The following is a 23,324-nucleotide window of genomic DNA, read 5'->3' as shown; positions in this document are numbered from 1 at the left end:
CGCCTTGCTGTCCAATGTTTCCGCCACTTGCCTCTCTTACCCTTCGGTTCAGGCCACCGCGTCGAAATAGGTGGCGAATTCCGCGCGTATGGTGCTTTCGTCCGCGACGTCGCGGTCCTTTATATAGGCCAGCGCCCGCTCCGCTCTCGCCAAGGACTTGCCTTCGAGCACCGTCGTACGCGACGCGATCCCCGACATTTCCTCGAAAACGCCGTTGCAGTGAAGGACGAGATCGCAGCCCGCCGCAAGGATCGCGGCCGCCTTTGTCGGGAAATCCCCAGAAAGTGCCTTCATCGAGGTGTCGTCGCTCATCAGGAGCCCGTCGAAGCCGATCTCGCCACGGATCACCTCGTTGACGACCTTGGCCGAGGTCGTCGCCGGATTGTCCGGGTCGATCGCGCTGTAGACGACATGTGCCGTCATCGCCATCGGCAGGTGGTTGAGCGCCTTGAACGGGGCGAAATCATGTTGCCGCAACTCGGCGAGGGGCGTGTCGACCGTCGGCAGCGCGAAATGCGTATCGGCAAAGGCGCGGCCGTGGCCGGGAATATGCTTCATGACCGGCAGGACGCCACCCGACATCAGGCCCTCGGCCGAAGCCCGGCCAAGCTCGATCACGGCATTTGGTTCCATACCATAGGCGCGCGCGCCGATGACATCGCTGGCGCCCGCAATGGGCACGTCGAGCACCGGCAGGCAGTCGGCGGTGATGCCGTGGCGCAGCAGATCGAAGGCGTGAAGGCGCGCGAGCAGCCACGCGGCACGGCGGCCGGCCTCGCGATCGTCGCGCCAAAGCGCGCCGAGCGCTCCGCCTGCAGGATAGTTCGGCGCCAGCGGCGGTCGCAGGCGCTGCACCCTGCCGCCCTCCTGGTCGATGAAGACCGGGGCATCCGGGCGTCCGACGCTCTCGCGCATCGAGGCGACCAGGTCGCGGATCTGCTCGGTCTCGCCGACATTGCGCGCGAACAGGATGAAGCCCCAAGGACGTTCGTCGCCGTAGAAGCGGATTTCATCTTCAGTGAGGGATTTCCCGGCGCAGCCGAGGATCATGGATTTTGATTCGGTCATGGATCGAAGCTTAGAGCAATTCCAGGAAAAGTGTGTAACGGTTTTGCGTCCGGAATTCCGTAAAAACAAGGAGTTATGCGGGTTCGGTGATTCTGCCGGCGCTGAACCGCTCTAAGATTTTGCGAACCAAAGGGGAATCACCCCTGACCGGTGCCGCATGAATGACGACAGCCGTCCACAACGAAAAAGCCGGCCTCGCGGCGACGCCGGCTCTGAACGGTGGTAAATGATCAGCGCGACACGAAGCAGGTGCCGCCGGCCGCCTTGTAGTTGGTGCACAGATTGATCGCGTCGTTGCGCGACTGGGCCGGGACCCGGACTCGGTAGAAAGTGCCCTTGCCGGCGATCTGCGCCTTGACGATGTTGGCTGTGCGTCCGGCGAGCACACTTCCGTAACGGCGCTGCAGGTCCTGGTAGGTGGACTGGGCGCTTTCAACCGTCGGCTGCGAAGCGATCTGCATCGACCACGAGCCGCCGCCTGCCGCCGCCGGATCGATGGAGGCGACCTGGTCGGGCTTGACCTCGCCGACGATATCGACCGGCTGATCGGACGGACGCGGCGGCGCCACCGGCACCTTCGCCGGAGTGTTGGCGGACTGGACCCTGGCTTCGGTCTTCGCCGCGGCGGCTGGCTTCACCGCGGCGGCAGCGCTTTGGTCATCACCGCCCTGGTCGGCAGCCTGATCGGTTGCCGGCGTGACGGCGCCTGTCGGCTGGGCATCGCCCTGCCCGGCGGAAGCGACGTGCTGCGGCGCCGGATCGGTCGGTTCGGTTGCCGCGACCTGCGGCGCGGGAGCCGGATCCTCGCGCGGAACCAGCGAGCCGTCAGGCTTCACCATCATGGTCTTCACCTTGCGCGGCGCCACGGCGACGACATCGTTGTTGGTCCCCTTGTCTGCCTCCTGCAGAACCTGGGCGATGCGGTCTTCCGATTTCGGCGCCGGAGCGGCCTGCTGTGGGGTTGCGGGGGCGGCGGCCTGGGCGTCAGCCGGCGCTGCTGCGTCCGGTGCGGGCGCTGCGGCCTCCGGTGCCGGCGCTGCGGCTTCCGGAGCCGGCGCTGCTTCGGCCGGTGCCGGCGCGGCTGCGGCCGGTGCCGGCGCGGCTGCGGCCGGAGCTGCTGTGTCCGGAACCGGCGCTGCCGCGGCCGCATTGCCGGCTGAGTTGGTGCCAGGCGCGGCGTCGGTGTCGTCAGGCGAAAGGTCGACGATCCGGCTCTGCGCCGGTTCCTTCGACGCCACGTCGATAGGTTCCTCGGTGTTGGTCACCAGTTTCTGCTGCGCCGGTTCGGCGGGCTTGGCCGCCCCACCCTTGGCCACGGCGTCATAGACTTTGTTGTCCTGGTTCGGCACCACGGTGCCGCCCGGGTTTTGCGGCTTGACCTTGATCGGCGAATTGTCCGCCTTCACGATCACGGGCGCTTCGCTGCCGCCCTTGCCGCCAAAGGAGAAGGCGAGAGCGCCGAGACCGCCCGCGACCACAACGGCGCCGACGAGCGCGGCAAGCATCATGCCACGGCTTCGCGGCTTCGCGGCTTCGCGCTCGGCAAAGCCGGGCACAGTCATCGCTTCGTCGAGCTCAGGATCGTAGTCAAGTTCGTCGACGGCGAAGTCGTCCGCCTGCGAGACCGGCCGGCTGCCGGGCAAATCGTCTGCATCGAATTGGCTTGCAGCTGCGGCATAGGACAGGGTCGCCGGTGCAGCGGCCGTCTCGGCCCGCAACTCGCGGCGGTCGTAGCCGGTCTTGAGTCCGGCATTGTGGGAGTCGTCCTCATAGCCCCGGCTCTGCACAGGCGCCTGAGCGATCTCGGTTGCGTTCATCTCGCTAAGCAGGCCGGCAAACTCGGCATCGAGATCGTCATAGGCAGGCGCCGCAGGCTGATCCTCCTCGAAGCTGAGCTCCGGAATGTCGAGGTCGTCGGCCAACGCCACCACGCGCTCCGGCACGTCGACCGTCTCGACATCGGGCATTTCCTCCTGCTGGCGAGACTGCGGCGCCGCGGCTGGCTTGGCGTAAGCGGAATAGTCCCTCGCCGGCTCCTCACGATAGGCAGGCGCCGACATCTGCGGCGCCGGGGCCGGCGTGGCGTAACCGGCATAGTCCTTCGCCGGCTCCTCACGATCGGCAGGCGCCGACATCTGCGGCGCCGGGGCCGGCGTGGCGTAACCGGCATAGTCCTTCGCCGGCTCCGCACGATAGGCAGGCGTCGGCATCTGCGGCGCCGGCTTGGCGTATGCGGAATAATCCTTCACCGGTTCGTAGGCAGGGGCCGCGGTTTGCGGCGCCGTAGCCGCAGGCTGCGTGGCATAAGAGGCGTGCACCGGCGCTGCGACCGGGGTCACGCGGCTCCACGACTTTGGCGGTTCGGCAGGCGCGACAGGCGCGTCCATCTCGATGCCCTTGGCGAAGGCGGCGTCGAAAGCCTCGTCATCGAAATCTATGCTGGGTTCGGCATCCTGTTCGGAAGCCGCGCCTTCGAAGCCCTGCCGGTCGAGTTCGCCGGCGGGCAGCCTATCGAGATCGGCATCGGCGGACTGGGCGATCTGCGTGCCGTAGGCGGGCTCGTTGCGTGCGTCGAGGTCCCAATCGAGCTCATCGCCCACGCCAGCCTTCTGGTCGGTGTCGCCAGCCGGCTGAACGACCGACCGCGGTGCCGATGCGGCGGCCGGCACGGGAGCAACCGGGACCGGCGCAACCGGAATTGGCCGCGCCGTCATGGCGCCAAGCAGCGCATTGAGTTCGTCTTCCAGGCTGCGCTCGCCTGCGGCCGGCTTAGCCGGGTCGACTGCCGCAACCGGCGGAACCGGTGCCGATGCAGAAGGAGCAGGCTCGGCAAATGGCGGCTCCGCCGCGCCGACGGCCTCGGCAGCCGGCGGTTCCGGATCCCCGAACGGCACGTTGTCGAAATTGAGTTCGAAATCGTCTCCGAAGACCTCCTCGGCCGCGGCCTCGTGACGGGCGACCGGTTCAGGATCGACAGCCGGACCTTCCGGCTCCTCGGCAAGCGCGTCACGGAAGCTGAGCTCGAAATCGTCTTCGAAGACCTGATCGGCTACAGGTCCGTGATCGGGTTGGGGATCGAAGGCGGGCTCGGGATCGGCGGCGAAATGCTCGGCCTCGACAGGCGCCTCGAGGGCCGGCGATGGCTCGTCGTCGACCGACAGTTCCTGTTCCAGGATCAGGTGCTGCGGCTGATCGATATCCATCGCGATATCAGCCGTCGCCTGCTCAAATTGGGCCTGATCAAAATGAGCCTGATCGAGATGGGCCTGATCAACTGCGGCCCGAACGAATTCGGCCTGATCGGACCCACTCTCGTAGTCTTTAGCGGCGATCGGCTGGTCGACAGCGGCGTGAGCCTCGATCGGCTGCACGTCGGCGCCTTCGGGCTCAATATCACGGTCATCGAAGGCCAACTCGTCCTCGAGCGACATCTGTACCGCAGTGTCGAAATCGGCGTCGAACGCCGTCTCGTCCGCAGGCTCAAGGACAGCAGGCTCGACAGCCGCAGGCTCGGCGGCCGCGGCGGCGCTCTCGTCCGTGTCAGGCTGGTCGTCGATCCAGAAGCCCTCATCCAGCGAGGCCGCCATTTCCTGGTCGACGGAAAGCTCGTCCTGCACGGGCGAGACTTCCAACGAACGCGCGACCGCCTTCTCGAAATCATCGTCGTATGCCGTGTCCGCGGCCGGCTCCGGCGCTGGGGGCGTGGCAACAGCGGGCGTGGCAAAATGGGCGTGATCCGCCGCATCGTCAAAGACGAAATCCCGTTCGAGAGAAGCGGCGAGCTCGTCGTCGCTGAGAGTGGCAGCCCAGTAAGCCGGCGCAGCCTGGGCAGCCTGCTGCGCCACCGGCTCGCTTTCCTCGGCAATGTCGAAGTCGCCCATCAGCTCCTTTTCGAGGTCGATGTCGAAGTCGGCCCCATCGGCAGCCTGGTTCGCGGGCGCAGCCTTTGCGGCCGCCGGCGACTGCGGCCTGACCGGTTGACGCGGATCGAAACCCATGATGCGGGTCAGTTCGGCGAACGGATCGTCGTCGGCGATATGATTGCTTGCGGCTACTTTCAGCTGGGTTCTGTCTGCCATTATTGTTCCCGAACTCGCACACAGTCGGACGCCATGGACGTCGCGCAGGGTTGGCCCTTACCAGCGCAATGTGGGCAAAAGGTGACAGGCTTTTTAGTCAAACCTAACGCATTTCGGTAGGCGCATCAGCTCCTATCAGCGTCAGGCCGGAGGTCAAAACATCCGAAACAGCCTGCACCAGCCCCAGTCTGGCATACGTCAATTGTGGGTCGTTAACCTTAACAAAACGTAAGTCTGGGTTGTCGGTGCCCCGATTCCAGTGTGCGTGGAAGCTCGACGCCAGATCGTAGAGGTAGAATGCCAGCCGGTGCGGCTCCAGCGCAAGCGCCGCGGATTCGATTAGCCGTGGATATTCAGCGAGTTTCCGGATCAGGCCGATTTCGCCCTCGTCCGTCAGCGACGCAACCGAAGCCACAAGCCGGTCGCGGTCGAAATTCGCTTCGCCCAATTGCTCGCTCGCCTGCCGGAACACCGAGTGGCAGCGCGCCGAAGCGTATTGCACGTAGAACACCGGATTGTCCTTGGACTGCTCGGTGACCTTGGCGAAGTCGAAATCGAGCGGCGCATCATTCTTGCGGTAGAGCATCATGAAGCGGATCGGGTCGCGGCCGACCTCCTCCACCACGTCGCGCAGCGTGACGAAATCCCCTGACCGCTTCGACATGCGGACCGGCTCGCCGTCGCGGAACAGCTTCACCAGTTGGCAGAGCAGCACCGTGAGCTTGACCGTGTCACCGGCGACCGCGCGCGCCAGCGCTTCGAGCCGCTTGACGTAACCGCCATGGTCGGCGCCGAGCACATAGATGAGATCGACGAAGCCGCGCTCGACCTTGTCCTTGAGATAGGCGACGTCCGCGGCGAAATAGGTGAAAGAGCCGTCCGACTTCACCAGCGCCCGGTCCATGTCGTCGCCGACCGCGGTCGAGCGGAACAGCGTCTGCTCGCGGTCTTCCCAGTCGTCCGGCTTCTCGCCCTTCGGCGGCGGCAGCTTGCCCTTGTAGATATGACCCTTCAGCGTCAGGTCGGCGATTGCCGCGCGGATCTTCTTGGCGTTGTCGGCATGCAGCGTGCGTTCGGAGAAGAACACGTCGTGATGCACGTTGAGCAGCGCCAGATCCTCTCGGATCATCGCCATCATCGCGTCGACCGTGCGATCCTTGACGATCGCCAGCGCCTCGTCTTCCGGCATCTCCAGCAGGCCGAGGCCGAACTGTTCGGCCAGCGCCTGGCCGACGGGTATCAGATAGTCGCCTGGATAAAGGCCTGGCGGAATCTCGCCGACGGCTTCGCCGAGCGCCTCGCGATAGCGCAGCATGGCCGAACGTCCAAGCACGTCGATCTGCGAGCCGGCATCGTTGATGACATATTCCTTGGTCACATCGTAGCCGGCGAAGGCCATCAGGTTGGCTAAAGTGTCGCCGACGACGGCGCCCCGGCAATGGCCGACATGCATCGGGCCGGTCGGATTGGCCGAGACATACTCGACGTTGGCCTTGCGGCCGCCGCCGATTTTGGAGCGGCCATAGTTGCGGCCCTCGCCGAGCAGCACTGCCAAATGCGCCTGCCAGAAGCCGTCCTTCAGCCGGAGATTGACGAAGCCCGGGCCGGCAACATCGGCGGAAGCGATGTCGGCATCGCTGCGCAGCGCTGCGGTCAGCTGCTCGGCCAGCGCGCGCGGGTTCTGGCCGGTGGGCTTTGCCAGCACCATCGCCGCATTGGTGGCAAGGTCGCCATGACTGGCGTCGCGCGGCGGCTCGACCGCGATGCGCGACAGATCCAGCGCTCCGCCATCCTTGTCCTTCAGATCAAGGGCTTCGACGGCTCTTACGATCCGCGCGTTGAAATCGGCGAAGATATTCATCGGGTATGCTCTGGGCTTTAAGAGGGACCGGCTGCTTGGCCGACAAAATCGTGGCTCGCCCTAGCCCAAATCCGGCGTATGGTCAAACAATCGCCTGTGCTCCTTGAGCGCATAGGTATCGGTCATTCCGGCCAGGAAATCGGCGACGCTGCGCGCCTTGATGCGATCCTGCGCCCTGTCGAGCCCTTCGCGCCAGCCGTCCGGCATGGCGCGCGGGTCGGCGAAATAGACATCGAACAGGTCGCGGACGATCTGCTCGGCGTCGGCCCGCACGCGCATCACTTCGGCATGCCGGTAGAGATGCTTGTAAAGAAAGGCCTTCAGCTCCTTTTCGGCTGCCGCCATTTCGGCCGAGAAGGTGACCATCGTCTCACCCGCGGCCCTCACCGCATCGGCGCTGTCCGGCTTGAGGCGCTCGATATTGTCGGTAGCGGCAGCAATAACATCCTCCACCATCAGCGTGATCTGCCGCCGCATCAGCTCGTGGCCGGTGCGAACGTCGTCGAGTTGTGGGTAGCGGGCGCGCACGCCACTCAGGATCGAGCCCGGCAGGCCGATGTCTTCCAGCATGTCCAGCGTCAGCAGGCCGGCACGCAGGCCGTCGTCGATGTCATGCGTGTTGTAGGCGATATCGTCGGCGATCGCGGCGCACTGCGCCTCGATGCCGGCGAAGCGGTCGAGCTCGAGGTCGTGCAGTGCGGAATAGTCGCGGATCGCCTGCGGCACGGGGCCCTTGAGCCCCTTCCCGCTTGCATCGGTAAGCGGCCCGTTATGCTTGACCAGCCCTTCCAGCGTCTCCCAGCTGAGGTTCAACCCGTCGAACTCGGCGTAGCGCCGCTCGAGCCGGGTGACGACGCGCAACGACTGCGCGTTATGGTCGAAGCCGCCCCAGCCGGCCATCTTTTCGTTCAGCGCCTCCTCGCCGGTATGGCCGAAAGGCGTGTGACCGAAATCGTGCACCAAGGCCACTGCCTCCGCCAGATCCTCGTCGCCGCGCAGCGCGCGTGCCAGGGCGCGGGCAATCTGCGCCACCTCGATCGAATGCGTCAGCCGGGTGCGGTAGTGATCGCCCTCATGCGCAATGAACACCTGCGTCTTGTGCTTCAGCCGGCGGAAGGCGGTGGAATGGATGATGCGGTCGCGGTCACGCTGGAATGGCGTCCGGGTCGGACTTTCCGGCTCATCGAACAGGCGGCCGCGCGAGCGCGCCGGATCGCTCGCGTAAACGGCGCGCGGCCGGTAGCCGAAACCGATCTCACCGAGAGCATCCTTGCCCATTCGCCCACCAGTTGACTTGCCCCCGTCCGCTTCATACCTATCATGGGAAACCGAAAGCAAGGTGACGCCGATGGGCGCGGATGCCAAGACTGCCATGAAGGTCGAAATGACCGAAGCGGCCGCGAAGCGGATCGCCAGGATTCTGGCCGGCGAGCCGGGCAAGAATGCCTTGCGCGTTTCCGTCGAAGGCGGCGGCTGCTCCGGCTTCTCCTACAAGTTCTATCTCGTCGATAGTCGCAACGACGACGACGTAGCCATCGAGAAGGATGGCGCCACGATCCTCATCGACGACCTCTCGCTGGTCTATATGGGCGGCTCGGTGATCGATTTCGTCGATGACCTTATGGGTCAGTCTTTCCAGATCCGAAACCCGAACGCCGTCGCCTCCTGCGGCTGCGGCACTAGCTTCTCCGTCTAGCGGGCCGCCATGCCCACGGTCGGCGCGGTCCGTCAGGTCGCGCTGTCGGCCGGGCGCGATCTGGATAGAACGCTGGCTTTCTGGCACGATGTGCTCGGCATGAGCGTGCATGCGCGCTACGATCCGCCGGGCATCGCCTTCATCATCGCGGGCGGCGTGCGGCTGTTCTTTGGCGACGGCGTGCCCCCTGGCACCGTCTATCTCGATATTGCCGGCCTCGAGGCCTTCCATGCCGAGGCGAAAGCCGCCGGTGTTCCTTTCACCGCGTCGCCGGCGCTGGTCCATCGCGACACCGAGGGCCGGTTCGGTCCGGCGGGGGAAAGCGAATGGATGGCCTTTCTAAAGGATCCGGGAGGCAATACGATCGGCCTCGTCGAGCGCCTTGCGCCGGAAGAACATTGAGGTCCGCATGAAGATCGTCACCTGGAACATCAACGGCGTTCGCGCCCGCATCGGCAACCTCACCCACTGGCTTACCGAGAGCGCGCCGGACATCGTGTGCCTGCAGGAGATCAAGACGGTCGACGACCAGTTCCCGCGGGCGGAGATCGAGGCGCTGGGCTATAATGTCGAGACCAACGGCCAAAAGAGCTTCAACGGCGTCGCTCTCCTGTCGAAGCTGCCCTTCGACGAGGTCAATCGCGGTTTGCCTGGCGACGATGCCGACGACCACGCGCGCTTCATCGAAGGCGTCTTCTCGACCGATAAGGGCGCGCTGCGGGTCGCCTCCCTCTATCTGCCGAACGGCAACCCAGTCGATGACGAGCGGAAGTTTTCCTACAAGCTGTCATGGATGGCGAGGCTAGAGCGCTGGGCGGAAGAGCGGCTGAGGCTCGAGGAAGCGCTGGTGCTGGCCGGGGACTACAACGTCATCCCCGAGCCCGCCGACGCCAGGTTCCCCGAAAACTGGCGCAGTGACGCGCTATTCCAGCCTCAGACGCGGCAGGCCTTCCGGCGCCTGAAGAATCTCGGCTTCACGGAGGCCGTGCGCGCCGTGACCGATTCGCCGGATGTCTATACTTTCTGGGACTATCAGGCCGGCGCCTGGCAGAAGAACAACGGCATCCGCATCGACCATCTGTTGCTGTCTCCCGAAGCCGCTAACCGCTTCTCGTCGGCCTCGGTTGAAAAGCACGTCCGCGCCTGGGAAAAACCTTCCGACCACGTGCCAGTGGCCATCGATCTGCGCTTGCAGCCGGCCTGAAGGCGCTGCTTGCGGACTCTTGCCGAACCCTGATGTCGCCACAAATCGTGTGTCTGATGCGGGATTGTTGCGGGGTTCGATGGCGATCCGATTTGTTCTTTGCCCGGTCGGCCTTGCGCTGGCATTTGCCGCGCCAGCGCTCGCGGCCCCGGAGTGTCTTGCCAACGGCAAATCGTTCAAGCTCGGTGAGACGGCCTGCCTGACCATTGCCGGCGAAAGTCACCTCGCCCGCTGCGATATGGTTCTCAACAACACGTCCTGGACGAAGGTCCAGGACGACTGCCCCGGCGAGAATCAGGCGCCGAAACTGCACCCGACCTCAATCACGGCGCCGACGGAACCTACCGAAAATTGAAGCCGAAGCTGCGGCCTACTGGTCGCCGTTGTTGCCCTTGGTCAGGATGTCGTCGGCGAGCGAAATCGCCGTGCGACGGTCGGCTTCGCCAGCCGCGGCGAAGGCCTCTTCCTGCATGCTACGGATCCAGGGCTGATCCGCCGGCGGGGCACGCTCCAAGGCAGCCGTCATCATCGCCAGGCCGCGCACGATCTTGCCGCTCTGGAACAACAGATTGCCGAGCGTCGCCTGCGCGCCGGCATGGCCTTTTTCGGCCGCGAGTTGCAGCCAGCGCCCGGCCTGCTTGACGCTGGCCTTCACGCCGCCCTCGCCTTTCAGGAACATCTGACCGATCTCGAACTGCGCGTTCGGGTTGCGGTAGTTGGCGGCGGCGCGCATGTAGTATTCCTGCGCCGCAACCTCGTTCTCCTCGACCGGGCTGCCGGGGATACCTTTGCGCAGATAGTCGCCGAGCGCGACAAGCGCATCGGAGACATAGCTTTCCTCGGGCGAGCCGGGCTCGACATCCTGATCGACGATCTCGGAGAAGAACTTGAAGGCCGCATAGTCGTCGCGGGCCACGCCGTCGCCCTGGGCATACATGCGCGCAAGCTTCCAGGTGGCGCCGATCTGGCCGTTCTCGGCGGCATATTTATAGGCCTCGACCGCTTGGTCCTTGTGGCCGTTCTTGTAGGCGGAGAAGCCGAACTGGAACACCGCCCACGGGCTCGACTGCGGCTTGACCCCGGTCTTGTCGTCGAACACCTTGTCATCGAAGGCCATGACCTGCCCGACGGCGCCCAAGGTCGCCACCGCGACCAGTGCCGGCAAGACAAATGACCTCAACACCTCAAATGTCCGCATAGCAGTGTGTTTCTTTTGCGCCGCCCGGATGGGTGACCGCGCCGTCGCGGGCCGACCCTACGGTCTGCGCATATTTCCAGATCGCGCCGGACTTATAGTCGGTCTTGCGCGCCTTCCATTTCTTGGCCCGGGCCGCCAGTTCGGCATCCGACAGCGCCACCTCGATCGTGCCATTAACGGCATCGATTGAGATCACGTCGCCATTCTTGATGAGCCCGATCGGCCCGCCGACCGCCGCCTCCGGCCCGACATGGCCGATGCAGAAACCACGTGTAGCTCCGGAAAAACGGCCGTCGGTAATCAGCGCCACTTTGCCGCCCATGCCCTGGCCGTAGAGCGCTGCCGTCGTCGACAGCATCTCGCGCATGCCCGGACCGCCGCGCGGCCCCTCGTAGCGGATGACGAGAACCTCGCCCTCCCGGTAATTGCGCTGCGTGACCGCTTCGAAGCACTCCTCTTCCGAATCGAAGCAGCGCGCCGGGCCTGAGAATTTCAGCTCCGACATGCCGGCGATCTTCACGATCGCGCCTTCGGGGGCGAGGTTGCCCTTCAAGCCCACAACGCCGCCTGTCTTGGTGATTGGCCGATTGGCGGGACGCACAACATCCTGGCTCTCATTCCAGGCAACGTGCTCCATGTTTTCGGCCAAAGTGCGGCCAGTGACCGTCATGCAGTCGCCGTGAAGATAGCCGTGGTCGAGCAGCGTCTTCATCAAGAGCGGAATGCCGCCGGCTTCGAACATGTCCTTGGCGACATATTTGCCGCCGGGCTTGAGGTCGGCGATATAAGGTGTCTTTTCGAAGATCGCCGCCACGTCGAAGAGGTCGAACTTGATACCCGCCTCATGCGCGATCGCCGGCAGATGCAGCGCCGCGTTGGTCGAGCCGCCGGTGGCCGAAACGACCGTCGCGGCATTCTCCAAAGCGTTGCGGGTAACGATGTCGCGCGGCCGGATGTTTTTCGCGATCAGCTCCATGACCTTTTCGCCGGAGGCGAAATTGAACCGGTCGCGCATTTCGTAGGGCGCCGGCGCGCCGCAGGAATAGGGCAAGGCCAGCCCGATCGCCTCGGCGACCGTCGCCATGGTGTTGGCGGTGAACTGGGCGCCGCACGACCCTGCCGACGGACAGGCGGCCTGCTCGATCTCGAGCAGCTCGGCATCGGAGATCGTGCCGACCGAATGCTGCCCGACCGCCTCGAACACATCCTGCACGGTGATCTGCCTTCCGCGGTAGCTGCCGGGCAGGATCGAACCGCCATAAATGAAGATCGACGGCACGTTGAGCCGCACCATCGCCATCATCATGCCGGGCAGCGACTTGTCGCAGCCGGCAAGCCCGACCAGCGCGTCATAGCAATGGCCACGCATGGTGAGCTCGACTGAATCGGCGATCACCTCGCGCGACACCAGGGACGACTTCATGCCCTGGTGGCCCATGGCGATACCGTCCGTGACGGTGATGGTGCAGAATTCGCGCGGCGTGCCATTGGCGGCCGCGACGCCCTTCTTCACCACCTGCGCCTGGCGCATCAGCGAGATGTTGCAGGGTGCGGCCTCGTTCCAGCAACTGGCGACGCCGACGAGCGGCTGCGCGATCTCGGCCGCCGACAGTCCCATGGCGTAGAGGTATGAACGATGCGGCGCGCGCGCCGGACCTTCGGTCACGTAGCGGCTGGGCAGCTTGGCCTTGGAGATTGCCGTGGCGTCCATCGTCGTCCTTGCCGCACACCCCGCGGCCCGTCCCATCGCCGGGCCAAGCTGGCACGCGTCCCGAGACCTATTCGAGTTGCTCCGGGTTTATGGCGGGAAATGGGCAGTTCCCTGGGCTAGCCTTTTAGCGTCGGGGTTGTTCATAAACTGTTGCTGAAACGTCACACTCGCTCGGTCGTGAGGCGAATCTGCAGTTCGAGTCAGCGGTCAGGGCCGCCGCAATAAAAAAGGCCGGGCAATGCCGGCCTTTTCGTTCAAGTTGAAGGAGTTACCACTTGACCTTAACCGATCCCGAAATCGCCGAAACGAGGTCGTTGCCAAAGTCGGCGGTGTAATCGGTCCCGTAGGTCACGCCGTCGGAGCCGACGACCGAATGGATGTGCCCGCTCGTCAAGACGCCAAGCGCACCGCCCAGACGAAGCTCGACGTTCTTGGTCGGCGTGTAAGCGACGCCGGCGTTAACTGTCCATGTGTCGGTCTGAGTGCTGAGCCCGGTCGTCGTTCCGCGGTCCCAAGCGATACCGGCCGCACCACTCCACTGCTCGTTGAATTTGTGGCCGATGCCGGCTGCGACTGTCCACCCGTCACGGTAGAGCAAATCAAGCGAGGTTGCACGCGCAGGACTCGTTGTCGTACAGGCGAGCACGCCCTGGGTCGATGTCGGGCAGAACGGAATGCTTTGCAGGACGCTCCAATTGACCCATTTGATGGATCCAAAGGCAAGCCAGCCCGGTGCTATACCTGATTGGAGCTTCAATTCCACGGACTCGGGCACCTCGGAGGAGCCGTATACGTCGGTCACGCTACCCAGAAGCGGATTTGCGGGATTGATAAATCCGGGAACCTGGGTCAGATCAAGCGTCCCGCTCAAGTTGTCAAGCTTGACTGCCGAGTTATAAACTAAACTGGCGCGCAGAGCGATTTCCGGAATCTCGTAGGCAACGCCGGCCCGCCATCCCCATCCGTCGCCCTCCAGATCAAGACGACCTATGCCTGTGCCAAACATTGCAGGAATAGGCGCCACCAATTGTTCTTTGAAGCCAGAAACATCCTCGTGAAAGACGCCCCCAATAAGACGAAACTGACCTTTGCCTACGTCCATCTTGTACGAGCAGGTTGCGCCGAACGCCTCGCTCTCGACCTTTGTCTCAACGTTGCTTTGCGCACCGGCCCAATTGGCACCAGGGTTGCTGAATGCACCGATTGGCTGAGAGTAGTCGCCAAGGCAATCGACTGGTCCCATCCCAATCTTGATTCCCACGTTCGGCACCCAATAGCTTTCGGTATCACGGGCAGTGCTTGATCTTCCTAGCGCGGTGAGGTCGCCGTCAGACGGATCGGCGTCCCTTGCATTCTTGAGGTCTCGTTGCGGCATCACGTAGGTACCCGTGACTTCCCCCGTGATCTGCGCTGGATCGAAAAGCAGGTCGATGTCGTACCAACCGCGCTCCAAGCCACCGGCATGCGCCGGGTGCATCGCCGCTCCGACCAAAGCCAGCGAAAAGCACCCTGCCCCCAGCAGTGCTTTGAGCCGCAAAATGTTCATGGAAATCCCTCCCCGAAACACGAAGTGGGGCAAGCTAGAACCAATTCAGGTTAACGGCGCAACAACGAATTCGTGAGCTGTACATGTACACCTTGACAGCTCGTATTTCCGCCATGGTCATCGACCGCCCATTGAGCCTTAAAAGCGGCCCACTCGGCATCGGCGCGAGAGAAAAAATTACAAAAACGGTCCGAAACAGCTCAAAAACGGGCCATTTTGATCGGACCGGGCCCTGTTGTTACATTACGGCAACAATGGGGCCAAAACTTTCCGTTTACGTCAAAATTAACCCAACGGAGGCCCGTATACGAGCGTGGTGACGCTTCGTAAAGCGCCCTCCAGTGAAGCCGAATCTTGCCGGTCACCCGGCGTCTCGGACCCTGGTCAGGGCGACTGAAAGCCTCTCTTGAGCCTCGCGATATTCGGCGAGCTTTTCGCGCTCTGCCTCGACCACCTCCTGCGGCGCGTTGGCGACGAACTTCTCGTTGGAAAGCTTCTTGTGCAGGCGGGCGATCTCCTCGGTCACCTTGGCCAGTTCCTTCTGCAGCCGCGTTGCTTCGGCCTGAAGGTCGATCAGGCTGCCGAGCGGCAGACACACGGTCGCCTCGTTCAGAACGATCTGGGCCGAGCCTTTCGGCGGCGCATCGACCAGCGCGATGTCGCCGACGCGCGCCAGCCGCTTGATAGCCTGGGCGTGGCGATCCAGCCTTTCCTGCGTGATGGCATTGGCGCCGATCACCACCAGCGGCGCGATCGCCGCGGGCGGCACGTTCATTTCCGAGCGCACCGAGCGAATGCCGGAGACGAGCTCGACCAGCCAGTTGATGTCGGCGGCAGCCTCGTCATCCTCGAAATCGGGCGCGGGCCAGGCGGCGTGGCAAAGCAGGGAGGTGCGTACCTTCCCCTCGCCCGCGGTCTGCGCCCACAGCTCCTCGGTCATGAACGGCATCATCGGGTGCAGCAGCTTGTAGATCTCGTCCAGCACGAAGGCGACACAGGCCCGGCTCTCCGCCTTGGCCGCCTCGTCCGTGCCCATGAACACCGGCTTGAGCAGTTCGAGATACCAGTCGCAGAACAAGTTCCAGACGAAGCGATAGGCGGCGCCAGCCGCCTCGTTGAAGCGGTAGGTGGTGATGCCCTCGGTGATCGCCCGCGCCGCCCGCGTCAGCTCGGTCAGGATCCAGCGGTTGACCGCGAGCTTGGCGTCGTGCAGCCAGAAATCGTCGTTCCTGGCGACCTCGTTCATCTCGGCGAAGCGCGTGGCGTTCCAGAGCTTGGTGCCGAAATTGCGGTATCCGGCGATACGCGCCGGGTCGAGCTTCACGTCGCGCCCCTGCGCCGCCATCACGGTCAAGGTGAAGCGCAGCGCGTCGGCGCCATACTCGTCGATCAGGTCGAGCGGGTCGATGACGTTGCCTTTCGACTTCGACATCTTCTGCCCGTTCTTGTCGCGCACCAGCGCATGAACATAGACCGTGTGGAACGGCTCCTCGTTCATGAAATGCAGGCCCATCATCATCATCCGGGCCACCCAGAAGAAGATGATGTCGAAGCCGGTCACCAGCACGTCGGTCTGGTAGTAGGTCTTCAGCTCCGGCGTCTGGTCAGGCCAGCCGAGCGTCGAGAACGGCCACAGCGCCGAGGAGAACCAGGTGTCGAGAACATCCTCGTCGCGCATCAGGATCTCGCCCGGCTTGAAATTCTCAAGCTTGTCCTCGACCCAGGCCTTCCAGGGGCCCTCCAGCGCCAAGTAATATTCGACCGCCGCGGCCAGCGCCTCCTCTTCGGTCTTCTCGACGAAGACGCGTCCGTCCGGCCCGTACCAGGCCGGAATCTGGTGCCCCCACCACAGCTGCCGCGAGATGCACCAGGGCTGGATGTTCTCCATCCAGTCGTAATAGGTCTTCTCCCAGTTCTTCGGCACGAAGTCCGTGCGGCCCTCGCGCACAGAGGCAATGGCCGGCTTGGCGAGCTCCGCCGCGTTGACGTACCACTGGTCGGTGAGGAACGGCTCGATCGGCACGCCGCCGCGATCGCCATGCGGCACGGTGTGGCGATGCGGCTCGACCTTTTCCAGGAAGCCGCCCGCTTCCATCAGCTCGACGATCTTCTTGCGCGCCACGAAGCGATCCAGCCCGTCGAGCTCATCCCAGACGGCCTGGCGCTGCGGCGTCACTTCAAGACCTGCAAGGAACTCCTCGTTATCCTTGAGCTTGATGTAGGCTTCGACGGTCAGGATGTTGATCGCCGGCAGCTTGTGGCGCTTGCCGACCTCAAAGTCGTTGAAGTCATGCGCCGGGGTGATCTTGACCGCGCCGGAACCCTTTTCCGGATCCGAATACTCATCCGCCACAACCGGTATCCTGCGGCCGACGATCGGCAGGATGACGTTCTTGCCGACCAGGTCGCGAAACCGCTCGTCGTCGGGGTGCACCGCCACCGCCGTGTCGCCCAGCATGGTTTCCGGGCGCGTCGTGGCGACGGTGATGAATGTCTGCGGATTCTCGGGATCGAACGCCAGGCCTTCGACCGGGTAGCGGAAATGCCAGAGATTGCCGTTGACCTCATGCTGCTCGACCTCGAGGTCGGAAATGGCCGTCAACAGCTTCGGATCCCAGTTCACAAGGCGCTTGTCCTTGTAGATCAGCCCCTCCTTGTAGAGGGTGACGAACACCTCCAGCACCGCCTTGGACAGACCCTCGTCCATGGTGAAGCGCTCTCGGCTCCAGTCGGCCGAGGCACCGAGCCGCCTCAGCTGATTGAAGATGGCGCCGCCGGATTCGGCTTTCCACTCCCAGACCTTTTCGATGAACTCCTCGCGCGACAGGTCGCGGCGATGGATCTGCCTCTCCATCAGCTGCCGCTCGACCACCATCTGCGTGGCGATGCCGGCATGATCCATGCCCGGCTGCCACAGCACATTCTTGCCGCGCATGCGCTCGAACCGCACCAGGATATCCTGCAGCGTGTTGTTGAGCGCGTGCCCCATATGCAGCGAGCCCGTAACGTTCGGCGGCGGGATGACGATGGTGAAGGCTTCCGCCCCTTCCTCGGCGCCGGTGCCGGCGCGGAACGCATCGGTCTCTTCCCAGATTTTGGCGATCTTCGGCTCGACGGTTTTGGCGTCGTAGGTTTTATCAAGCATGGAGGAAGTCCGAACTGTCGGGAACAAGCGTCCGGTGTAAATCGGAAGCTCTTGGCCGAGTCAACCGCGAGAAGGATGAGCCGCCTTGCCCAGATAGGCTTGCGGCGATCAGCGGCAAGCCCACGACTCATCGCAGACAAATCGCGCGGCCGCATTTTCGCGGAGATAAAAAGCATGGCCCGACGGCGGCGCCTTTTACGCTGGAAGCCCAGACGAAATCACTGCGCGCCGCGCGCCACGCGCTCGATTTCCTCGCGCACCAGCCGTTCGACCAGGGTCGGCAGGTTGTTGTCGAGCCAGTCCTGCAGCATCGGCCGCAGCATCTCCTCGGCCATCTCGTCGAAGCTCTTCTTGCTGCGGCTGGCGAAGGCATCGGAAAGCTCGCCGAAGGCCGCCGCGACCTGACGGCCCGTATGCTCGGACAGGATTGCCGGCCGGGCTGGCGGCAGGTCGGACGAGGATGGCGCCGAAAGGTTGCCGGGCGCCGCGGTTTCGGCCGTTGGCGCGGCAAGATCCTCGTCGTCGATCTCGACTTCGCGCGCCACTTCCGGAGTTGCTACCTTCGCCTTGACGGAATTTCCGCCAACGGCGGCGATCTCGCGCCGCCATTCGGCGACGATGGTATCGGCACCTTGCGGCACGCTCTCCGCCGCCCTCGCGACCGCCGGGGTGTCCGGCTCGGCGGCTACCCTGGCCCCGACTTCCGCCAGGGTGGTGGGAGCGGGCGCGGTCTTCACCGGTTCAGGGCCGGTCTCGGCGATCGTCGGATCGGACGCCGCAAGCTGGGCCTGTATCTCCGCCAAACTCACCGGCTTGCTGGGAGCGGATCCGGCGCTGAGCTCGGAACGGAAGTCATCAAGGTCGGCCGTCTGCGCCGCCGGCGTCGGCCGGAGGTCCTGGCGAACGTCACCGTTGTCCGCCGCCGGTTGCTTGCGGCCGGTGTCGCTGTCCTCGATGATCCTTCGGATGGAAGCAAGTATCTCTTCCATGGAAGGTTCGCGCTGCGCGCTGCTCGCTGTCGCCATCGTCACATCCGCCGCCCTTGTGACTTGTTCAAGATTTCCATTCCGGCAAGACCGGAATTCGAATCAATGCGAACAGCGTAACCGACCGATCGTCATCCGAGAATCCCCAATCTGGGGAGACGTTGGATTTCAACAGATTAGCTCGCTACGCCGCCGGCCGCCGACCGTCTGGTTCCAATGCAAAAGCGCCGCGCATCCATTGGACACGCGGCGCTTTTGGAAATGCCAAAGATTCAGCGGCCGTCCGGCGTGCGCAGCCCGATCCACTTGTCCTTGACGGCGTTGTAGTGCTCTTCCGGGTTGTATTTCGTGACCGCCAGGCCGAGTTGGCCGGCGGACAGGCGGCCAATCGCCGACAGGATGGCGTAGCTCGCCACGACGACATCGCGCTCGGAGCTCGCCTGGTTGATCTTGGCGGTGATGACGGCGTTCTGCGCGTTGAGCACGTCGAGCGTGGTGCGCTGGCCGACATTGCGTTCCTCGATGACGCCGTTGAGCGCCAGTTGCGCGGCGGCGATCACCTGCCTGTTGGCATCCACGCTTTCGCGCGCGGCGGTGTATTGCGTCCACGCCGAAGCCACGGCCTGGCGCACCTGGTCGCGGCTGACGTCGACCTCGATGCGGGCCTGGCTGAGCGATTCCTTCGATTGGCGGACCAGCGCAGAGGTGCGCCCGCCCGAATAGATCGGCACGGTAAGCGTTGCACCGATATTGGCCGAATTGGTCGTTCCTTCGGAACCCGCCGATGCAAAAACGCCGGGCGAGGTGTTGCGATACTGGCTCGAAATTCCGGCACTGGCGGAAAGTTGCGGCAATAGCGCCCCTTCGGCCGACTTAACCGAAAAGGCCGCGGCGTCGACGAGATGCTCGGTGGCAAGGATGGCCGGATGCTCCGCGGCGGCGATGGCGAAGGCCGAATCGAGGCTTCCCGGCAGCAGCTTTCCAACCGGCGCGGCCGCCTTGAGCTTGCCCGGCTCGTCGCCGATGATCTGGTGGTAGGTCGCAGCGCTCGCCAGCGCCGTCGCGCGAGCGCTGGCGAGTTGCGCCACCGCGGTCGCCCGCGAGGCATCGGCCTGTGCGACGTCGGTGCGGGTGCCCTCTCCGACCTCGAAGCGCGACCGCGCGGCGCGCGCCTGCTCGGTCAGGAATTGCAGGTTCTGTGCGGTCAGGACCGCGATCTGGCGATCGCGGATCACATCCATGTAGGCGCTTGCCGCGTTGAACAGGATGTTCTCTTCGGTGTTGCGGAGACTTTCTTGCGAGGCCCTGACCTGCGCTTCGGCGGCGGCGACATTGTTCTTGGTTTGAAAGCCGTCGAACAGCGTCTGGTCGATCTCAACCCCGAAATTGCCCGTAGTGATATTTAAGGTTTGACCAAGGTTGTTGTTGCGGCTGCTCGTATAGTCGATGCTAGCCGATCCCCTGATCGTCGGGCGGTAGCCGGACTTGGCGATGGCCACGCCTTCGTCGGTGACACGGGTGCCCGCGCGGGCGGAATTCAGCTGGGAATTGTATTGATAGGCTTTGGCGAGCGCGCCGGTGATCGTTTCGGCGGATGCTGCCAGCGGCGAAAGCGCGGTCGCCGAAACAAGTATGGCTGATAGAAAAGTCTTGTGTAGGGGCGGCACGTATTATCCCTCATTCGTTTGCATGGGAACCACGCCGCGCACCTTTTCCTTCCGGATCAGCTAGCGCCGCGTGTTTATCGTCCCCCGCTGACAGCCCCCGAAAATGCACGTGAAGCAAATCAGCAACGATTGTTCAAGCGCAAGCGATCATGTCAGCGCCTTCGCTGCAAGGCAAAACCGCTCAAAATTCGAACGCATGAGCACGTTCGAACCCCGGTAGTGGCTTAATTGCCGCATTAAATGCGCGTCTGCCGGTTACAACCCCCCCGGCCTTGACAAAAAGACGCGCAACGCCGGAGTTGCCCTGCCCCTCGACCACAACCAGCCGTCCGTCCTCGGCGAGCTGGCCGAGCAATGCCGCGGGCACCTCCTCGACGCTGCCGCCGATGAAGATGACGTCATAGGGCGCCGCGGCGGCATGACCCTGCGGTAACGGCCCGATCACTACGGTGGTGTTCTGGCAATCCAGTGCGGAAAGGGTCGACTTCGCGGCTTCGGCAAGCGCCGGGTCGCTTTCGAGCGCAACCACCGATTTTGCGATTCGGGAAAGCAGCGCGGCCGAATAGCCGGTGCCGCAGCCGACATCGAGCACCGAATCGGTGTCGCTGATTTCGGCCAATTGCAAAAGCTTGGCGAGCGGTGACGGTTCCATCAGATAGCGGGCACCGCCGCCACTGACGCCATCGGTGATGCGGATGTCCTCGTCGATATAGGCTAGGTCCCGCTGCCCGGCGCTGACAAAAGCCTCGCGCGGCACGGAAAGCATCGCTTCGATCAGCGGCGCGCTGGTCACATCGGTGGTGCGGATCTGGCCATCGACCATCTTCACGCGGCGTTCGGAGAAATCAGCGTTCATGTCCCAACCAACCCGCTTCCCGCGCCCAATTCGCTGCCCGCGCCCGATCCGATTTCCAGGCAAATGACGCGGGCCAATTCGACCGGAACCTAGCGCCCCGGCGCGACAGCGCCGGAGCCCGGGCATTGGAGGCCTCGCCCGGAATCGAACCGGGGTGCAAGGATTTGCAGTCCTCTGCGTAACCACTCCGCCACGAGGCCTTCCATGCTCCCGGCGTTCCGGGGCAACTCAATATGTTGGCGGTGAAAGGTCGTCAAGCATCGGCAAGTCATTCCCGATGCTTTCCCATTCGTCATCGAAGGCAGTGGTTGCCGATTGCTTGCGGCCGATCCCGATGGTGTCGGCGGCACCTGCCGGACTCTCTCCCTGCAAAGCTCTCAATCCGGCCGGCGGCGGCGTTCCCACCAGACCACGAAGCGGCGCCTGTGACGACGCACCAGTGCGAATTCGTAGGACAGGACCAGCAGGCCGATCGGAACCATCCAGAAACCGAGAATCGGCAGAAAGCCCAGAATCCCGCCGATTGTGAGCAGCACGCCGATCGCGATCCGCAATCCCCGCGAGCGCGGCATGGAGAAGTCGCGGCCGAAGACCGTGATCTTGCGCGCCGGTGGGTTATCGTCGTCAGTTGCCGTCATTCAAAGCCAGATCCCATCTGCGCGGCCGATGTCATAAATACCAAAGGACGACCAGCCGCATTGTTCCATGCCGGTGTCAAGCCGCTCATATGTGGGCACGCCGAAGCGATGCCACAAATCGCCGCACGAAAAACTGCAGAAAAATTGCGAATTGCTGCTTTGCAAAGCCGAAAGGTGTTTGCTATAGGCTGCGCCACTCACGTCAGAGCCTCCGTTCCCCGGTAGCTCAGTGGTAGAGCAACCGGCTGTTAACCGGTTGGTCGCTGGTTCGAATCCGGCCCGGGGAGCCAATCGCCATTGAATTTCACTGAATAAACTTCCGATTCTGCAAGCGCGCGGCGCTGGATCCGGCAGCATGCGGCAACGGTCAAGCCGGGCCGGGTCAGTCTGAGAAAATTTCGTAGTAAAGGATTTCGGCGTCGTCGAGGGACGATCTCCGTCCAGGCGAGATGACGCCGGAGCCGAAGAGAAGAATATCTTCGCGGCGCACGAATACCTCATGGTCGGGTCCCATCGACACAAAGGTGCCCGACGAGCTTCGCTCGATAAGCACGGCCTTGCCATTCGAAATGGTGAAGGTCGCGTGGTGCCTTGAGACCCAGGGCCGCTGGATGACCATGTTGCATTCCGGGGATCGGCCGATCGTCACCAATTCGTTGTTTCGGCAGGATCGCAACTGATCTCCATAGCGGATGACCAGATTGATCTGCCGCGGCGGGGCGGAGCGTCTCTCGATAACCGTGCCCCGGCTGACGATTTGCGTACTGAGGGCCCGATCCTCGCTCCCCAGGGTATAGACATCGAACAGTTCTTGCTTTCCCTTGAAAGCCATTTTGTCGAGGAGCCGCAGGGCACTGCGGCTATCCGCGCAAAGGGCTTCGAAGAAGCTCTGGCTGATCAGCACCTCCCCGGGGTTGGCCGTGGTGGACAACCTTGCTGTGACATTGATAACGTCTCCGAATACCGCGCCCCGCGCGCGAATGACCGCCCCGAAATGCAATCCGATCCGGGCGTGCAACGGCCCTTTCGTCAGTTCGCTGCTGATTTGGAAGACGGCCCTCAGCGCCGCCTCCGAACTGTCGAACAGGCTGAGCACGTCATCGCCCTTCGAGTAAATGAAGTCACCGCCGTGCCGGGCGACGATCTCGCGTATCGCGTCGAGGCAATCCGAGATCTGCTGCAGAGCTGCATCGTCGCCGATGCGCTCATAAAGCGGCGTGCTGCCCACGACATCAGCTAGGAGGACTGCGGCCAGAAGTCTTTCCTGATCCATCGGCTCGTATCCGACCAAGAACGCAACGTATAGCATAAGTCGCCCTCCTTGCCCGCCTGGGAGCCGGTGCTGTGGCGTGAGCATCTTGCACGGACAGGCCTTGTTGCCGCCTCGGCAACTGCACAAGAGACTTTCCACGGCTATGATTGCACGGATGACTGCTCGGGCCACGAGGCCGGCTATGATTGAGCGGCAAGGGGCGCTATCGCCGATGAGCGAGATTGCGATGGTGATAGCCAATCGTTCGACGAAGGCTGCCAAGCGTGCGTTGAGGAGCAGGCAGATGATGCGGTCCGGAACGGCATCCCGAAAGCGAGGACGAGGATAATAGGCGCGGCATACGGGCCGGCTCAGGGCAATGCTGGGTGGCGCCCGCGTGAGACGAACGGGTGGAGT

Annotated in this window: 18 protein-coding genes and 2 tRNA genes; 5 read left to right on the top strand and 15 right to left on the bottom strand. The window is 63.7% G+C overall.

The window, feature by feature from the left end:
* Positions 1-48: 48 nt before the first annotated feature.
* The 4 genes from nagZ to A9K66_RS26585 all read right to left on the bottom strand — a co-directional run bounded on the left by nagZ (position 49) and on the right by A9K66_RS26585 (position 8,286).
* Entirely contained in the window at positions 49-1,068 is a 1,020-nt protein-coding gene (gene nagZ, locus A9K66_RS26600) for a beta-N-acetylhexosaminidase (RefSeq protein ID WP_066999978.1), read from the bottom strand.
* 230 nt (positions 1,069-1,298) lie between these two features.
* Positions 1,299-5,147, bottom strand: coding sequence for an SPOR domain-containing protein (locus A9K66_RS26595; RefSeq protein WP_067329543.1), 3,849 nt, complete (start codon positions 5,145-5,147; stop codon positions 1,299-1,301).
* 103 nt (positions 5,148-5,250) lie between these two features.
* On the bottom strand, positions 5,251-7,008 hold the full coding sequence (gene argS, locus A9K66_RS26590; RefSeq protein WP_067329540.1) for an arginine--tRNA ligase: 1,758 nt from the start codon (positions 7,006-7,008) through the stop codon (positions 5,251-5,253).
* A 60-nt stretch (positions 7,009-7,068) separates the two neighbouring features.
* A complete protein-coding gene (locus A9K66_RS26585; protein ID WP_067329538.1) occupies positions 7,069-8,286 on the bottom strand; it encodes a deoxyguanosinetriphosphate triphosphohydrolase in 1,218 nt (405 codons plus the stop codon).
* A gap of 70 nt (positions 8,287-8,356) precedes the next feature.
* On the opposite strand from A9K66_RS26585, the gene erpA reads away from it, so the two are divergent.
* The 4 genes from erpA (at position 8,357) to A9K66_RS26565 (ending at position 10,263) form a co-directional block, all read left to right on the top strand.
* Positions 8,357-8,704, top strand: a complete 348-nt coding sequence (gene erpA / locus A9K66_RS26580) for an iron-sulfur cluster insertion protein ErpA (RefSeq protein WP_067329535.1) — start codon at positions 8,357-8,359, stop codon at positions 8,702-8,704.
* Between the two features lie 9 nt (positions 8,705-8,713).
* Positions 8,714-9,106, top strand: a complete 393-nt coding sequence (locus A9K66_RS26575) for a VOC family protein (protein ID WP_067329532.1) — start codon at positions 8,714-8,716, stop codon at positions 9,104-9,106.
* A 7-nt stretch (positions 9,107-9,113) separates the two neighbouring features.
* Positions 9,114-9,908, top strand: coding sequence for an exodeoxyribonuclease III (xth, locus tag A9K66_RS26570; protein WP_067329529.1), 795 nt, complete (start codon positions 9,114-9,116; stop codon positions 9,906-9,908).
* A gap of 79 nt (positions 9,909-9,987) precedes the next feature.
* Complete coding sequence (locus A9K66_RS26565) at positions 9,988-10,263, top strand: hypothetical protein (RefSeq protein ID WP_066999955.1); 276 nt, start codon at positions 9,988-9,990, stop codon at positions 10,261-10,263.
* Between the two features lie 15 nt (positions 10,264-10,278).
* On the opposite strand, the gene A9K66_RS26560 is transcribed toward A9K66_RS26565, so the two are convergent.
* From A9K66_RS26560 to A9K66_RS30590, 10 genes are all read right to left on the bottom strand, one after another.
* Positions 10,279-11,106: a tetratricopeptide repeat protein gene (locus A9K66_RS26560; protein ID WP_066999951.1), complete on the bottom strand. Its 828-nt coding sequence runs from the start codon at positions 11,104-11,106 to the stop codon at positions 10,279-10,281.
* Positions 11,093-12,817, bottom strand: coding sequence for a dihydroxy-acid dehydratase (ilvD, locus tag A9K66_RS26555; RefSeq protein WP_067329526.1), 1,725 nt, complete (start codon positions 12,815-12,817; stop codon positions 11,093-11,095). The genes A9K66_RS26560 and ilvD overlap by 14 nt, the downstream gene beginning before the upstream one ends.
* Positions 12,818-13,085: 268 nt before the next feature.
* Positions 13,086-14,363: an OmpP1/FadL family transporter gene (locus A9K66_RS26550; RefSeq protein WP_067329523.1), complete on the bottom strand. Its 1,278-nt coding sequence runs from the start codon at positions 14,361-14,363 to the stop codon at positions 13,086-13,088.
* Between the two features lie 361 nt (positions 14,364-14,724).
* Positions 14,725-17,508, bottom strand: coding sequence for a valine--tRNA ligase (locus A9K66_RS26545; protein WP_067329519.1), 2,784 nt, complete (start codon positions 17,506-17,508; stop codon positions 14,725-14,727).
* Positions 17,509-17,726: 218 nt separating this feature from the next.
* Positions 17,727-18,533, bottom strand: coding sequence for a PopZ family protein (locus A9K66_RS26540; RefSeq protein ID WP_067329653.1), 807 nt, complete (start codon positions 18,531-18,533; stop codon positions 17,727-17,729).
* A gap of 233 nt (positions 18,534-18,766) precedes the next feature.
* A complete protein-coding gene (locus A9K66_RS26535) occupies positions 18,767-20,161 on the bottom strand; it encodes a TolC family outer membrane protein (protein WP_067329516.1) in 1,395 nt (464 codons plus the stop codon).
* A gap of 181 nt (positions 20,162-20,342) precedes the next feature.
* On the bottom strand, positions 20,343-21,017 hold the full coding sequence (locus tag A9K66_RS26530; protein ID WP_067329513.1) for a protein-L-isoaspartate O-methyltransferase: 675 nt from the start codon (positions 21,015-21,017) through the stop codon (positions 20,343-20,345).
* Between the two features lie 126 nt (positions 21,018-21,143).
* Positions 21,144-21,217 (bottom strand) — tRNA-Cys (locus tag A9K66_RS26525).
* 177 nt (positions 21,218-21,394) lie between these two features.
* Entirely contained in the window at positions 21,395-21,655 is a 261-nt protein-coding gene (locus A9K66_RS26520) for a hypothetical protein (protein WP_066999931.1), read from the bottom strand.
* Positions 21,656-21,856 (bottom strand): hypothetical protein, encoded by a 201-nt coding sequence (locus A9K66_RS30590; protein WP_095780750.1) that lies wholly within the window; start codon positions 21,854-21,856, stop codon positions 21,656-21,658. It abuts the gene before it with no gap.
* A 14-nt stretch (positions 21,857-21,870) separates the two neighbouring features.
* Here A9K66_RS30590 and A9K66_RS26515 point away from each other — a divergent pair.
* A tRNA-Asn gene (locus tag A9K66_RS26515) sits at positions 21,871-21,945 on the top strand.
* Positions 21,946-22,037: 92 nt separating this feature from the next.
* Here the strand turns inward: A9K66_RS26515 and A9K66_RS26510 are convergent.
* Positions 22,038-22,928 (bottom strand): FHA domain-containing protein, encoded by an 891-nt coding sequence (locus A9K66_RS26510; protein ID WP_197507524.1) that lies wholly within the window; start codon positions 22,926-22,928, stop codon positions 22,038-22,040.
* Positions 22,929-23,324 lie beyond the last annotated feature (396 nt).

It is taken from the genome of Mesorhizobium sp. AA23 (assembly GCF_001672435.1).
Classification (GTDB): domain Bacteria; phylum Pseudomonadota; class Alphaproteobacteria; order Rhizobiales; family Rhizobiaceae; genus Mesorhizobium.
Note: the sequence above shows the minus strand (reverse complement) of the source record. Positions and strands in the feature narration are given on the sequence as shown.